We start from the raw sequence: 14,415 nt of genomic DNA, 5'->3' as shown, positions 1-14,415 counted from the left end.
ATGATTCCACTGATCATTATCGGTGCGCCGCGATCCGGTTCGACCTTCTTTACGACAGCTATCAATCGACACCCTCAAATTTTCGTGACAAATGAGTTGCGGGCATGGAATGTCGTCGCAAACATTGCAGATCGTTTGCGAAAACCCTCGGAAATGCTTCCGGAGCACCCTTTGCGCAATGCTTATGCGAAGTCGGTTATAAAATCCCTTGTCGACAATATCCGCGAGTTCTACGCACAGGAAGTTAACAAGACGAACCTTGGGTGCCCAGTGCTGTCGGAGCAGCATTACTACCGCCGCGTTGCCGTATTCGGCGACAAGAACCCCGGATATGCAGATGCCAACAATAATGGGTGCCTGGACCTCATGATTGAGGCTTTACCCGAAGCCAAATTCATACATGTTTATAGGGACCCTAGGTCCTGCATTACGTCCTATCTGAAGCTTCCCATTTATTCTGACGACATAGATGTCACCATCAAGAACTGGCTTCGGCACACTGAGCCTGCCATCGCACTTGGCGACAAGCTCTTAGATGATCGGTTCATGAGCGTGCGTTACGAAGATTTCGTCTCGAAGAAGGGGTTGAGTATCGCGGACAGACTTGTCGCGTTTTTGGGCGTGGATGGTCGTCCGGAGATACGGGATTTTCTCGAGATGGAAAGGGCTCAGCGAACGCCCTACCGTGCCCCGGTTACTCCGATTGAGAAGCTTGGCGGTACTTCATTCAAAGAACATCTGACGCCCGAACAAATCAAAATGATCCAGGACAAGTGTGGTCCAATAATGAAGCGGCTCGGCTATGCGTAATCGCTACTTTATTTCAGGAGCCTAGCTGATTATTTGCAGGCGATGCGGGCATTTTTCAGGCAAGGGTGGTCGCTGAATTCAACGGGGTTTCGCGCAGTGATTGCGCTTGCTCAGTCACAACGGTCTTGCTAGGCCATCCAGCGAGGTGCTTTTCAGTGCAGGCATTGGCGAAATTAGGGGGAGGCAGGGCGCGATGACATACTTTCCGCCGAGCAACGGAGCTGTCAGCAAGCAGCTCCGCACGGTTCTTGCAACAAAGCTGGATAGGGTTGAGGTTCCGACCGACTTAGTTCGGTATTTGTTTATATTGTGCGCTACGTCAGCTGAGTTTGACGAGGACGAGTATGTCCAACGCAATCCTGATGTGGGTGACGCAATCTCTCGAGGTCGAGTCGCTAGTGCGCTTGATCATTTCCTTCGGCAAGGGTTTCAAGAGGGGCGAGACTATTCCCTCAAGTGCCAGGAGCAGGAATATTTGAGCCACAATCCTGATATTGCTGCCGCGTTTGAGAGTGGCGATATCGTCAATGTGAGCGCGCATTTTCACGAAACGGGATACGCCGAAGGGCGTGTTGGGTCGCATGCGCAAATGCGAGCAGCCCGGTACATTCGAGGCGCAGAATAGGTCACATGACGGGGCGAGGATGGAAATTTGGTCGTAGGGTTTCGGTCTTGGTCGAACGATTGCAACCGCTTTGGTTTGCCGCTGAGACAAGTGCCGTGCCGGCGGCGCCGTCGCTAGAAATACTCGGGCGCGTTTATTCTCCCGCATATCTCGAACTTGCACTTGGGGGCAGTGTGAAGCTCGATGACTTGGCAGACTTGTCTGCGATGGCTCCCTGTCTTCCTTCTCCCGTCTTTGATGCAGCGCATTATGCCAAAGTGGTCGGGATCGAGTTCGACTCCACAATTAACGCCTTGGCACATTTTTGTGCTGAAGGGTGTCGTCAGGGAGCGGACCCTCATCCAATGGTCCGCCTCGATTGGTTGCTTGACCAACAGGTCCTCGATTACCGGCGCCAGTCTGTAGCGCAGATTTTTAAAGTTTTGGTGGACAGGGTTGAGAAGCAGCAGTCGACCACGCCCTACTTTGATCCGCAATATTACCTGAAAATGCAGCCCGATGTTGCCCAAGCTCAAATGAATCCGCATTGGCATTTTTGGCTGTCTGGCGTGCACGAGGGCCGTTTTCCCAATCCTTACCTTGATCTAGCACATATTGACCGAATCTTCGGGCCATTCGGAAACGCGCAAACTGCCTTATCCTGGTTCGTCCTTAACGGTGACCCCAGTTTTGTTCCTTCCTCGCCAGAATTCGACGGCGTTCAATACATGCTTAACCACGCGGATGTCCGAGCCGAAAAGGTACCTCCGCTTCTGCACTTTTTGAGCTCCGGACGTTACGAAGGACGCGAGGCATTTGTTCCTGTATTGCCGACCGATGCTCCTCTTGGTCCCGAGCGCGTTTCAGCCAATCGTATTGAGGTCGAGCCGTCTGTCTTTCCGTTGAACTATGAGCGCGCGCGCGATGAATTTCGGCGAATTGAGAAAAGCGCGCTCGAAGTGCGGCGGAGCGAGTTGGGGCTGGCCCCCCTGTCTGCCGAGTACACCTCTTTGAGTTCGGCCGAGAAACTGGCCTATCTTCACCTCGAAGGCTTCTGTGTCGACAACCCAACGATCGCCGTCGCGGTACCCGTCTACAATGAAGTCGATGTAACGATCGATCTATTATACTCGATCGCCGTTTCAAGCAGCGCCAAGAATTGTGAGGTCCATATATTTGATGACAAGTCGACAGAGGATTTTAGTCGACTTGCTGGAATAGCTGGTCTTTACCATCATAGGAATGCAATCAACAAAGGTTTTTTACGGAACGTCAATTCCAACATTAAGAAGGTCAGAACTCCGTTCACTATTCTAATCAATAATGATGTAATTATAGAACGTGATTGTTTCGAGAACCTAATCTTGGAGCTGGAGACGGACCCGAATGTTAGTCTTGTTGGGCCCAAGGTCCTATATCCGTCGGGAGTTCTTCAGGAAGCGGGCGGCGCTTTGGGGTGTGAAGCTTCAACGACAATGGTCGGATTGAATGATAGCCCGAATGCGCCGGCTTATAATTTTGACCGTGATGTAGATTATTTATCAGGCGTGTGTTTGGCGTTCCGGACCGAGGACCTGATCACCCGACGCGGATTGTTTGATGACCGGCTGGCGCCGGCATATTGTGAGGATGTTGAGCTCGGCCTACGCACGCGCGTCAAGGGGCGTCGTGCACGTTATGTTCATAAGGCGCTAATCTGGCACCACCTGAGCTTGAGCTCAAACAAGATATCGCCGCAGTACAAGCAAACCTTGTCTGCTACGAATCGTAACACAATCAGAGATAGGCAGACTTTTGAGCGCGTCGCGGATGACCATGCGGTTAAGGCCTATTGCTTCTATTTGCCTCAATATCACTCTGTACCGGAGAACGACTTATGGTGGGGCAGGGGCTTCACCGAATGGACCAATGTGGGCCGGGCAAAAGCTTTGTTTGAAGACCATCGGCAGCCACGGGTTCCAACTGACCTTGGCTATTATAATCTCCTAGATCCTAACGCTTTGAGAGCTCAGGCCAGTTTAGCGAATCGTTACGGGATCGATGGCTTTGTTTTCTATTCTTATTATTTCTCGGGAAGACGAATTCTTGAGCGCCCTCTAGAAATGCTGGTTCGGAACAAGGATATCCCACTCGATTTCTGTGTGTGTTGGGCTAACGAACCTTGGACCCGAACCTGGGATGGGCGTAATCGAGCTGTACTTCTCGGGCAGGAACACGACCTCGAATCTTCGAAACAATTTATCCGAGCGCATCGGGACGCCTTGGCTGATCCTCGATATATCCGCATGAATGGTCGCCCTGTCATAGCGATCTACCGCCCCTCGCTTTTCCCCGAGCCTGAACGTCATTTCGAGGTTATGCGAAGAGAAGTCCGAAGGCTCGGTTTAGAAGAACCACTTCTCTTGGCTGTGGATGCGATGGAGCGCGCGGACAAAATGGAGGACCCTGCGGGCTTGGGCCTGGATGGGTCTATTGAGTTTCCGCCCCACAATCTCGGTTTTCCTGTAGATACGCCGCCGGTGATTCCTAAGGATTTCTACGGCAAGCTATACAGTGTTGATGGCGCCTACGAAGCCTTAGTGAGGCGAGGGGCTCCGGCGTGGAGGCATTTTCATTCTGCCTTCACAGGTTGGGATAATTCGGCTAGGCGCGGTGATCGGGGCGATATCTTCTTAGGCGATTGTCCGGGTAAATTTCAGGCCTTGCTTGAGGTCCAGATGCGCAAGGCAAAGGCCTTGGGCGCCGCAGGCGAGAAGGCTATCTTTATCAATGCTTGGAATGAATGGGCTGAAGGAACCTACCTTGAACCCGATCTCCACCATGGCCATGCGTGGCTAGAAGCAGTCCGCAACGCAAAGGCTAACGTAAATGTCTAATGTTCTCGATGACATCTGCCTGATCGGTCACCCGCACGCGTCTATAGGCATGTCAGAACAATTGCTGAGCCATGTCAGCGCTCTCCAATCGATTGGCGTAGAGCCCAAGGTATACGACATCTATAAGTATGCGAAGCGCCAGGATGAGCGGCTTGTGAGTCAGTTGCAGCACTCGGAAGTCGATAAGCCAGTAGCCGAGACACTGATTTTTCACTTGAATGGTGATGAAGTTCCCGCCGCGCTTAGAGCCATGGAAAAGCAGGATCCTGATTGGCGGTCGAAAGTAAAAAATACTATCATCGTGCCGGCCTGGGAGTTGCCCCGTTATCCGGACGAGTGGTGCGAGGGATTGAAACAGTTCGACGGAGTTCTGGGTATTTCGTCATTCGTGAGTCAGGCGCTGCAGGAGTCACTGGGCCAACCAGTTCCTATTGTGGGGCAGTCTGTAGAGCGGCATGAGGCTGTGAGCGCCTATCGGCGGCAGTTCGGGATCCGCGAGAGCGCCTATGTATTCTTGGCATTTTTCGACTTGACATCGTTTTCCGCCCGAAAAAACCCGAAAGCCGTTCTAGAGTTCTGTGACAAGTTGGCAGGCGAGGCAAAGTACGAGGATTTTCAGATCTGTCTGAAAATGAAATCAGGTGGCGGAGCTGTTGCCAAGGATGCGATTTCCAAATATCTGCCGGAAAGTATAAATGATCATATCGTTATGATTAACGAGAATTTGGATCGTTTTAGTCAGACGAACTTGTTGGCTTGCTGTGACGCCTATCTCAGTTTGCATCGCAGCGAAGGATTCGGCCGAGGAATTGGCGAGGCAATGGGGCTTCGAAAGCCGGTTTTGGCCACGAACTGGTCTGGTGCAGTGGATCTGCTTCAAGATCGCAGTTGTTTTCCCATTCGCTACGACCTCGTCGACATTGGAGCAGGTGAGTACCCGTTTGGTGAAGGGCAATATTGGGCTGACCCTGATGTTAATCACGCGGTTGAAATTGGATTGAAACTTTTGCGAAATCGAAAACTCGGAACGCAAGTTGGCGACCGAGCAAGAAAATTTGCGCAGCAGAACTTTTTTGACTTCCCCATCTCCCAGAAGCTGGATATTGGTCTCAGAGAAATTTTGAATGGGTAGCTCTAAATAATAGGATAAAGTTATGAAGTGCCTGCACTTACATATTGGCTCTCATAAGACGGGAAGTACTTCAATACAGCGATATTTTTCGCATTTTAGGGACTATATGCTGAGAAAGTATGGTGTCGATTATCCCGTGAATTTATTCCCCAATTACCCAATTCAGCACTCCGAGTTGCGGCGATTTGCGTTAGAAGGCGATGTCGAAGGGCTGAGGGATTGTTTTAGCAAATTGGCGGCGTCTTCGTCGGATCCTGATAATTTGCAGATTCTCATGTCTGGCGAGGACATGTCTGCACTTTCGCGCAAGCAGGTAAACTGGTTAGTTGCCGTGGCCCGTGACTTCTTTGACGAAATAAATACTTATTTAATATTGCGAGACAAGCGCGCGTACTTTTTATCCCAAATTAAACATCAATATGTTTACGATAGGAAGCTTGATGTTTTCGGCTTCCTCAAAACGCTGGAATTCTTCCCGAACGACGTTGTGCGTTCCTGGAAAGAGGCCATCGGCGAAGAACATGTTCACGTCATCAGATATGATAATATCAAGCATAATCTCCAGGGAGAATTTGGACGGCTCGTCACCAAGACTCAGGATGAATTTCCAGAACCGCCAAGCCGCTATGTAAATGTGTCGATCGACTTCATGTCGGCGATGATCGGTGAGGTGATTCTTAAATCGTGGGGCGGTTATCAGCCGCACAAATATGTTGGGCTCATTCGAGAAGTCGCCCAGCGCCACCCTGTATTACCCCTGTCCAGGCTAGAAGCGCAAATTGGAGCTGCATTCCAGGCGCATTACGCAGACGATGATTGGCCTGAAGATTTGCGTTTCAAACCGACGGGAGATTCACATGCCCTGATGAGCAGTGAGGAGCTCAAACTTCTTTTGGCGTTTTATGCCGACCTGCTCCAGAGTTGTGGCACGCTCGTTGAGGAATAGGTATGGCACTTTCGGCGCATTTGAGTACCCTGGAATTGGCTTCAGAATGACCCAGCCCGTTCTCATTGTTTGTGGCATGCACAGGTGCGGAACGTCGATGGCCGCCCAAATGTGTGGCCTATTGGGCTATGATTTTCCAACGGATCTCATGGAGCCCAATGTTTGGAACGTGCAGGGCTATTTCGAGTCACGCAGTTTGGCGAAGATGCATGATAGATTGTTTCAGGCGCTCGGTAGTGCCTGGTGGGATCCTCGAGCCTTCGACGACCAATGGCAGGCTGATCCGAAGTTGCTGGCGGTCTGGTCGGAGGGGCAGGAGTTGATATCAGCCATGCTGGCGCGAGACAGGCCTCTACTTATCAAGGATCCTCGTATCAGCCGCTTTTTGCCGTTATGGCTGCCTTTCCTGCAAGCTTTAAACATACCTCATCGGCTTCTCTTGGTGGTACGAAGGCCGTCAGAGGTAGCGAGGTCGCTGTTCTCGAGGGACCACCTCCCGGGGTTTGTTGGCGGTATGCTTTGGTGGCGTTACGTGACGGATGTGCTCCGATCAGTGCGCGCCCTCGAACCAGATGCAAACGTGGTTACCTATGACGCCTTGCTCACACGGCCAGAAGAGACTTTGGATATGATTTCTCGGTGGGCGGCCATTGAAAATGCTCAGCCGGAACAGGCTTGCCACGTGCCTAATCCGGATTTGAGGCGTTCAAGCGGCCAATGTCATGGCTTTTCCGGTACGGGTCTGGAGAGGGATTGTGAAATTCTGTTCGAGTGTCTTTCCAAGCCGCAGTCTCTTCTAGAAGTCGAGGTTGCACTCGATGATCCTTGGCCTTTGCAATCTGGCCTTGATTGGTGGCCCCATATGGCTCCGTTGGTGAGAAAGCATCAGGACCTTCTGATAGGGATCCGGGGTTTGTCGAGAATGGTATAAGCGCAGCCTTCGGTCACCGGTATGGTCTGTGCAGTTAGTGAGTGCGTTGACCTTGCCGATATTGACCGGAGTGTCTCAGGTCAGCTGATCCCGCCGTTGCGGCAAATCTCGGCAACCGGAATCCCGGCTTCACCTTGCTTCAAAATGAACGCCTTCGGCGCGCCCGTGAATTTCGAGGCTCTGACCCAGTCCCGTGATCCGGGCCGGTCGTTAGTAGAGTCTGTTCGCCTTTTGACCTGAGCCCCATTTGGTCCCGCATTTGAATCGAGAGTCTGTCGTTACGGAGACAGACGATGCACAAGAGTAAATTTTCAGAAGAGCAGATCATCGCGACCCTGGCGGAACAGGAGCGTTACATGTCGACGGCTGAGGTGTGCCGACGTCACGGATCAGCTCGGCGACGTTTTACAAGTGGAAGGCCAAGTTCGGCGGGATGGACGGGTCTGATGCCCGGTGGCTGAAGGTGCTGGAGACCGAGAACGCCCGGCTCAAGAAGCTGCTGGCCGACAGCATGCTGGATGTGTCGATCCTGAAAGATCTGCTGAGAACGCCCTGACGATGCCCCGGATGAAGCGGGACGCGGCGGTTGGGGTGATTGAGACCTATGACATCTCCCAACGCCGCGCCCGCCGACCGGTCAGCGTCGATCCGAAGGCGGTGCGACGAGAAGCCGTGCCCGACAATGCGGAGATGCGCACGCGCCTGCGTGAGGTCGCGGCGGTGCGTCGGCTATCGTCGGATCGGGCTGATACTGGAACGTGGGGGCCTCACCATGAACCACAAGAAGCTGCGACGGCTCTACAAGGAAGAGGGCTTGGCGGTGAAGCGCAGGCGCGGCCGTAAGCGGGCCACGGGTACACGAGAGCCGATGCCTGTGCCATACGGGCCGACCAAGCGCTGGGGCCTGGACTTTGTGGCGGACGTGTTCGGCCCGGCGCGGCGCTCCCCATACTCATGTAAGCGACGACTACACGCGCGAGTGCTTGGCGCTGGTGGCGGATACGTCCTTGTCAGGCGCCCGCGTGGCCCGTGAGCTAGATCGCTGCATCCGGCTCTGTGGCAAGCCGGAGACCATCGTGTCCGACAACGGGACGGAGTTTACCAGCCGGGCGACCCTGTAATGGCAGAAGCAGAGCGGCATCGCCTGGCACTACATCGCGCCTCGCAGCAGAACGGCTTCGTAGAGTCTGTTCAATGGAAAACTGCGCGATGAATGCCTCACCGACTAGGTGTTCGACAGCCTCGCCCATGCCCGCAAGGTGCTGGCGCGTTGGCGGCATGACTACAACCACCACCGGCCCCACTCATCCTTGGGCGGGCTGACGCCCCCCCCCCCCGCAGCGTGCCGGTCGCTCGAGCTACGCGGGGGCTCCGCTCCCGCCTCGCTCGCCAGACCTCAAACCATGGACTATGAAAGGCTCAGACTTTCGAAATGAACGAGGGAGCCAAAGGGCTCAGGTCACTTCATCCAAACCCTGCTCAGAGAATGGGCCTACGCCACCCCTTACCGATCATCCAACAGCCTTAACGCCGACCTCGTGCGACACTTGGACTGGTACAACACCAACCGACCGCACTATGCTCTGGCCAGGCAACCGACCGCACTATGCTCTGGCCAGGCAACCGCCAGCCAAAAAGCTCAACGCCTTACTAAACAACGTCTTGAGAAACGACACTTAGGTTGTGAAATGCTCATGATCCTGCGTCACGTCAAATTCACAAAGCTCGGCCCGGAAATAGTCCCGCTGGATCTTCTGCGCTTGAGTTTTCAGTTCATCTGGGAATGCAATCTCTACTCCGTTTGGAAGGCCCGATGCCCCCAACAACAGGCCCAATGCTCGGCTCAGCTCACGGTCGCCAGACAGATTATAAGATTGGTGAATGTGAAGTATAGTGCCTGTGATGCCTAAGCGATTGACATCTTCTGGTGACGGCCAGACGTGCTCCGCGAACAGGGGGCGGCCATTCACTCTAATTCCACCCATAGCCTCATACGTGAAATAGGCACTTGTTGGTACAAGCTCATCCTGCCGAGGATCTGGTTCGTCATGGCCCTCTGGAACCAAAAGCGCTTCGGGAAGCCCCCGGATTAAGGAGTCATCACTCACGGAGAAATTGTTGTTTCGATAAGGCGCAAGACCAAGGTGAGACCCATCGGAGTGCCATTCGGAAAGCGAAGCGGGTAGCGACCCACGGCGATCAACAAGGGAAACATGCCGGGCTATCAAGCTGCGGTATCGGGACAGCGCCATGCTATCCTCATCTAGGATATTTGGCCAACGCTCTGAAATCCGTGCACAAAAATCCGGCATCTTCTCTTGCAGGAAAAACCGGTACAAATCCACATCAACAGTCCTGAATAGACTGCTGAAGATAATTGATTCCGGTACCCGGTGACGTTTTGACAACTCGCCCAAAGTTTCTTTATCCGGCAGCAAAAAGTCTTCAAGCAACCAGTTCGGAATATAGAAAATTGGGTCGGCAAAATCATATAGATTATTGGTCGAAAGGTGTTTTACAAACACCCTATCGGACGATCGAAACACCCTTACCTGTTCACAAAATGATTTGAGGTCTCTCAAAACGAAGTCGGTCCGAAGCTTCAGTACTCCATTTCCTGGTCGCCTGGAACGAACTCCGGCAAACAGTTGAAGTAACTGTGCGTAGCCTGACACCAGGTTCGGACCTCCCAATGACGCAGCAGGCGCCAGTTTCTCGTCTGGTGTGAATAATGGGCTTGCTCTAGCTGCGCATAGCATTTCTGCGGCCGGACCGTCGTTGCTGCTCCAAGTCGACAGATAGATGTCGTCTATATAACCAAGGCTGCTGAGAGAACTGGCGACGTTAACGGCTAAAAGGCCCTCCAAGGGGCTCCTGATACTCCCGCAAATAACAACGTCAAGACACGAGTTAGGCATCAAGGGCACGTTCCTTCTGAAAAGTCAAAACAACCAATTGAACAATCGGCTCTTCGCCATTTTTACTCCATCTTCATGCACCAAATTGGCGCCTTCCTAATTCTGCATTATGCCCAGAGAAGTACCCCTGCAATCAATATGTTAACCCTTCGAGGCGAATATGTGAAGCAGCTAAAGCACCATGTGATAGACCTAGGACATAGCCGGCAGCCTTGAAGGGGCTGTCAGGCAAAACCGGACTGGTCTCTAATGTCGAGCTTGAATCAACGTCAGGCGGCGAGTTGGCGCCATTCGGCGAGGGTAGCGGCGCGGATTTACTTGAAGTCTGATCGGGAATAGAGATGTCGTTCAGGATTGAAGTGATTGTGGATGGAAGACTGGATGATGGCGAACTTTTGAAGACTTCGCATCGACCTGAACCGCGTCATGTTTTTCTCTCGCCGTCGTAATGGCTGGTGCGAGTTTTCCGCCCTGATTGTTGAGCCGGTGTGGTGTCAGACAAGTGCGGATCGGTCTCGAAAGCTCGGAGCCAGTTAGCGCTGCGTGCCCAACTGCCGCTCCACCTCCGGCAAGCGCACATCCTGCAGATTCAGGAGCAGGCCTCTGGTATGGAAAACAAGGCGTTGCCCAGGTTTTCAGGGCTGAAATCCAGTCTGACCCGGCCAGTCCGCCCCACCAACGCCGCCGGAGCGAGCGGGGCCCGCACCTGATGGGCGTATAGTCTTTGGCCGCTTTGCTGATCTATGCTCATCCGCTCCTGCAGGATGATGTCGTCGTCAGACATATCGTAATACCGTCCAGCGAACCGCAACTGGGCACCGGAAACCACCTCGCGGTAGTAATCGACATGATCCTCCGGGAAGTGCCCTGACAGCATCGCTTCACCTTCGGCGGGCAACAACACACCCAAGACCGATCCTGTTTCCAGGTGCGCACCAGATGGCCGATCCGTGCCCGGAAGAACAACTCCGCCGGCGATCGCGGTCAGGGTTTCGGCCGCCAACCGCGCCTCCGAATGCTCGATCTGATCATTCAGGGCGCCCAATCGCTGACGGGCTGTCGTCGCCCTGAGTGGTTCACCATCCCGCTCGGCATCCAGCGATCGGGTTGCGATTTCGCTATCAGCCTGACGCTTGGCCAGCTGCTCCTGTAAAAGGCGGAAGTCAAAGTCGGTAAGTACGGCGCCCGCGTCGACGTCGTCATGCCCGGCGAGCGTCACAAGCTGCCCGGTCTCGGGGGTTGTCACAGCGTAGTAGCCGGACGTTTCCAGAGCGATCTCGATTTCAAGACGGGCCGGAACCCGGGCCAGGGCCAACGACAGGGCGATTACGGCCAGGACCGCGAGGCGCACATCCCATATCGGCCCCGTATCCGATTAGCCACGGCCAGCGGTGCTGCCCGGGGATCTGGCAAGCGGCGACAGGAACATCGCGATCATGCCCCACCTGACCACAACCGCTCCCAGCCCCATGTATCGCGGCAGCAGGCTGTAGGCGATGAAACCCACAATGTAGATCCGATAGAGGAAGCTTATGACTGCAAAGGTGAGGCTCGCGGCCTCATGCGTTTTTCCCGGCGCCTCACCACGCCGCCCGAACGCACTCAGCCAGTGCTGGAGGCGCTTGAAGTATCGACCGCCGTCTTGCGAGAGGTTGCGATACCGAACCAGATCGATCAGGGCGAAATAACCGTCGAGCTTGACAAGGGGATTGGCGTTGAAGAGCACGGAATTCATGGTCAGATAGACAAACAGGTTGCCAATAAGCGCGCGCAGGAAGTCGCCGGTCGTGAAATGCCAGGCAGTGAAGATGACCACACCGAGCAACAGGTCGGTGAAGAGGCCGGCCAGACTGATAATGCCCCGCTGTTTGCGGTTGGCCGAAACGTCCGCATCGGAACAATCCACAAAGGGGATTGGAAAAGGGCAATGAACAAGACCCCGCCTGCGCTACCCGAGTTCCAAAACGTGTCGCAGCGAGAACATGCCCAAGCTCATGAAACACTTTGAGCAGGGCCGCGGCTATTCTGAACCTCAACAATGCTTCCGGTGAGAATATACCCTGGAATGCGCCGGCGATCGCCCAGTCGCTCTGAATGCCCAGCCAGGCGGCGACCAGAAATAGAGCTGCCATGAGCCACAGAGACACGGGCCCGACAAGGGCTACCGCGAGGCCGGTCAGGTGGCACTGAAAAGGGCGCGACGCTGACCAGCGAGAGGCGTACGAAAAGCGGGTTGAAAGGTCCCGGACCACCCCTGTTGACTTGGCGCAGGTGCTGCACCGAGTGAAGGAGGCTGGCGATACCGACCCTGTCCTGCTTCACCTGTTCTGGGCCGTCCCCAATCGCTGCCAACGACCGTGTTTGATCCGCAAAAGCACACGAGCAATCGCTCTCGGCACGACAAGAATCGAGCCGGTCGCGAGATCGCGGGCCAGAACACCTTTTTCGGGCTGATCCAGCGGACCATCCAGCTAGATCTGGTTCAGATTCGCCAGTTCAGGAGTGTCGATGCCTCCATCCTGACAAATTCCACAATGTGCCGGGTCCAAACCAGGATCCGCAACCGACGGCCGGTATAGATCTTCGAAGCCGGGACTGACCCGGCCCCATGTCCGTTTCAGATTCAACCTCGACAAGGGCCGTTGCAACAAGGCTGGGCAAGCCATTAGCCTGGTCAGACTGCGGATCCGGAGACTGCGAGGAAAGGACGCGGATGGCATAGACTTGGTCGAGCTGACCACGCAAAATCAGTGCCCCGGTCTGACCGGCCTCGACCAGACCCGCGTCCGACGGCGACAGGGTCAACTCGAAACCGTCGCGGTGCACGGTCTGGATACGGGCAATCTCCGTCCCGGCTGGCAGGAAGCGACCACGCTCGCCGAAAGAGTGCCTGGGAATGGTGTAACTTTGTTCTTCGGCCTCGGCTTGGCCGCAGTTACAGGGCGGCGATTGTTGCCGGGTCAATAGGGGTAGTGTCGCAAATGGCGGCTATGGTTTCCAGCGTCATGTAGCGCCGCGTGATTGCCCATTCATCATTTTGCTCCAGAATCAGGGCTCCGACCAGTCGTGTGATTGCAGCCTCGTTTGGAAAGATGCCAACAACGTTGGTCCGGCGCTAAATCTCCTTGTTGAGGCGTTCAAGTGGGTTTGTGCTGTGGACTTTGACCCAATGCTCGCGGGGGAAGCTCTTGCAGGCCAGCACGTCATCCTCGGCCCGGCGCATCAAATCCGCGAGCTTAGGATGGCGCGGCTCAAACGCGTCGATCAGCCTGGCCCAATGCTTTTTCGACGCGGCCAGCGTGTCCTGGCCGAAGGTGGTTCTGAGCGTCGCGGTGACGATTGGATTGTCCTTCTTGCCGACGCAAGCAAGTGCGTTGCGCATGAAGTGGACGCGGCAGCGCTGGACGGTCGCACCGAGCACCTTTGCCGCGGCGGCCTTCAGCCCCTTATGATCGTCGGCGATGATCAGGCGGGTGCCGCACAGTCCGCGATCGGCCAGAGAACGCAGAAACTCGTCCCAGAAGACTTCGATTTCACCTGGCTGGACAGCGATGCCCAGAACCTCGCGGCGTCCGTCCAGGTTGACCGCCACGGCCACTATGGCAGCGACGCTCACGATCCAACCGCCACGGCGGACCTTGATGTAAGTCGCGTCAAGCCGGAGATAGGGCAACTCGCCTTCCAGCGGACGGTTCAGGAATGCATCGACGCGTTCATCAATCTCGCCGCAGAGCCGCCAGGCCTGTCTCTTCGATCAGCCAGTCATTCCCATCGCCTTGACCAGATTATCGAGGGAGCGCGTCGACAGGCCCCGAACATAGGCCTCTTGAATGACAGCCGTTATAGCATTCTCCGCCACCCGGCGAGGCTCAAGGAACTCGGGCAGGTAGCTGCCCTTGCGCAGCTTCGGGATCTTCACGTCGACCCTTCCTGCACGCGTTTCCCAAGCTCGGCACCGGTATCCGTTGCGGTGGTTCACACGGTCGCCGCTGCGTTCCTGCGCCGCGGCGCCGCAGAGCTGATCGACGCCCGGCGCCATGAGGCGGTCGGCGACGAACCCGAGCATCTCGGCAAGCAGGTTGCTGTCAGATATCTCTGATTAAAGCGCACGCAGCACGGCGGTATCTGATAGCCGGTTCTTGGTTATGGTAGTTCTCCTCGGTCAAAGTTAGGTCTGCAAACCAAACCTTAGCCGAAG

At 54.9% G+C, this 14,415-nt stretch carries 8 protein-coding genes and 4 pseudogenes; 7 read left to right on the top strand and 5 right to left on the bottom strand.

Translation table 11 applies throughout. From position 1 onward, the window contains the following. From MMAR10_RS12820 to MMAR10_RS17325, 7 genes and pseudogenes are all read left to right on the top strand, one after another. Positions 1–810 carry a sulfotransferase family protein gene (locus MMAR10_RS12820; protein WP_011644414.1) on the top strand — a complete coding sequence of 270 codons (810 nt, stop codon included), beginning with the start codon at positions 1–3 and terminating at the stop codon, positions 808–810. Between the two features lie 672 nt (positions 811–1,482). Further along, the gene (locus MMAR10_RS16425) at positions 1,483–4,290 is read left to right on the top strand and encodes a glycoside hydrolase family 99-like domain-containing protein (protein ID WP_190273925.1); all 2,808 of its coding nucleotides are present in this window, start codon (positions 1,483–1,485) and stop codon (positions 4,288–4,290) included. Then, positions 4,283–5,422: a glycosyltransferase gene (locus MMAR10_RS12800; protein WP_011644411.1), complete on the top strand. Its 1,140-nt coding sequence runs from the start codon at positions 4,283–4,285 to the stop codon at positions 5,420–5,422. Before MMAR10_RS16425 ends, MMAR10_RS12800 begins: the two co-directional genes overlap by 8 nt. A 106-nt stretch (positions 5,423–5,528) precedes the next feature. Continuing rightward, positions 5,529–6,368 (top strand): hypothetical protein, encoded by an 840-nt coding sequence (locus tag MMAR10_RS12795; RefSeq protein WP_041637000.1) that lies wholly within the window; start codon positions 5,529–5,531, stop codon positions 6,366–6,368. A 97-nt stretch (positions 6,369–6,465) separates the two neighbouring features. Beyond that, on the top strand, positions 6,466–7,299 hold the full coding sequence (locus MMAR10_RS12790) for a sulfotransferase family protein (protein ID WP_150099782.1): 834 nt from the start codon (positions 6,466–6,468) through the stop codon (positions 7,297–7,299). Positions 7,300–7,592: 293 nt separating this feature from the next. Beyond that, positions 7,593–8,735 (top strand): annotated as a pseudogene (locus MMAR10_RS16765) (IS3 family transposase). Between the two features lie 30 nt (positions 8,736–8,765). Then, positions 8,766–8,882, top strand: a pseudogene (locus tag MMAR10_RS17325) (integrase core domain-containing protein); the annotation flags it as partial. A gap of 93 nt (positions 8,883–8,975) precedes the next feature. Here MMAR10_RS17325 and MMAR10_RS17165 read toward each other — a convergent pair. The 5 genes and pseudogenes from MMAR10_RS17165 to MMAR10_RS12760 all read right to left on the bottom strand — a co-directional run bounded on the left by MMAR10_RS17165 (position 8,976) and on the right by MMAR10_RS12760 (position 14,283). Further along, positions 8,976–9,974, bottom strand: a complete 999-nt coding sequence (locus MMAR10_RS17165) for a hypothetical protein (protein ID WP_233353832.1) — start codon at positions 9,972–9,974, stop codon at positions 8,976–8,978. Between the two features lie 557 nt (positions 9,975–10,531). Then, positions 10,532–10,690, bottom strand: a pseudogene (locus tag MMAR10_RS16945) (IS6 family transposase); the annotation flags it as partial. Positions 10,691–10,806: 116 nt separating this feature from the next. Further along, on the bottom strand, positions 10,807–11,568 hold the full coding sequence (locus MMAR10_RS12775) for a hypothetical protein (RefSeq protein ID WP_011644406.1): 762 nt from the start codon (positions 11,566–11,568) through the stop codon (positions 10,807–10,809). A 24-nt stretch (positions 11,569–11,592) separates the two neighbouring features. Then, positions 11,593–12,123 (bottom strand): hypothetical protein, encoded by a 531-nt coding sequence (locus tag MMAR10_RS12770; RefSeq protein ID WP_011644405.1) that lies wholly within the window; start codon positions 12,121–12,123, stop codon positions 11,593–11,595. 1,029 nt (positions 12,124–13,152) lie between these two features. Continuing rightward, positions 13,153–14,283 (bottom strand): annotated as a pseudogene (locus MMAR10_RS12760) (IS256 family transposase). Positions 14,284–14,415: the final 132 nt, after the last annotated feature.

Source organism: Maricaulis maris MCS10 (assembly GCF_000014745.1).
GTDB classification, from domain to species: domain Bacteria; phylum Pseudomonadota; class Alphaproteobacteria; order Caulobacterales; family Maricaulaceae; genus Maricaulis; species Maricaulis maris_A.
This window is presented reverse-complemented; position numbering and strand designations above follow the sequence as displayed.

Excerpts from the sequence above, each read along its gene's own strand:
- MMAR10_RS12820 (WP_011644414.1), top strand. The coding sequence starts at position 1 with ATGATTCCACTGATCATTATCGGTGCGCCGCGATCCGGTTCGACCTTC.
- MMAR10_RS12800 (WP_011644411.1), top strand. The coding sequence starts at position 4,283 with ATGTCTAATGTTCTCGATGACATCTGCCTGATCGGTCACCCGCACGCG.
- MMAR10_RS12795 (WP_041637000.1), top strand. The coding sequence starts at position 5,529 with ATGCTGAGAAAGTATGGTGTCGATTATCCCGTGAATTTATTCCCCAAT.
- MMAR10_RS12790 (WP_150099782.1), top strand. The coding sequence starts at position 6,466 with ATGGCCGCCCAAATGTGTGGCCTATTGGGCTATGATTTTCCAACGGAT.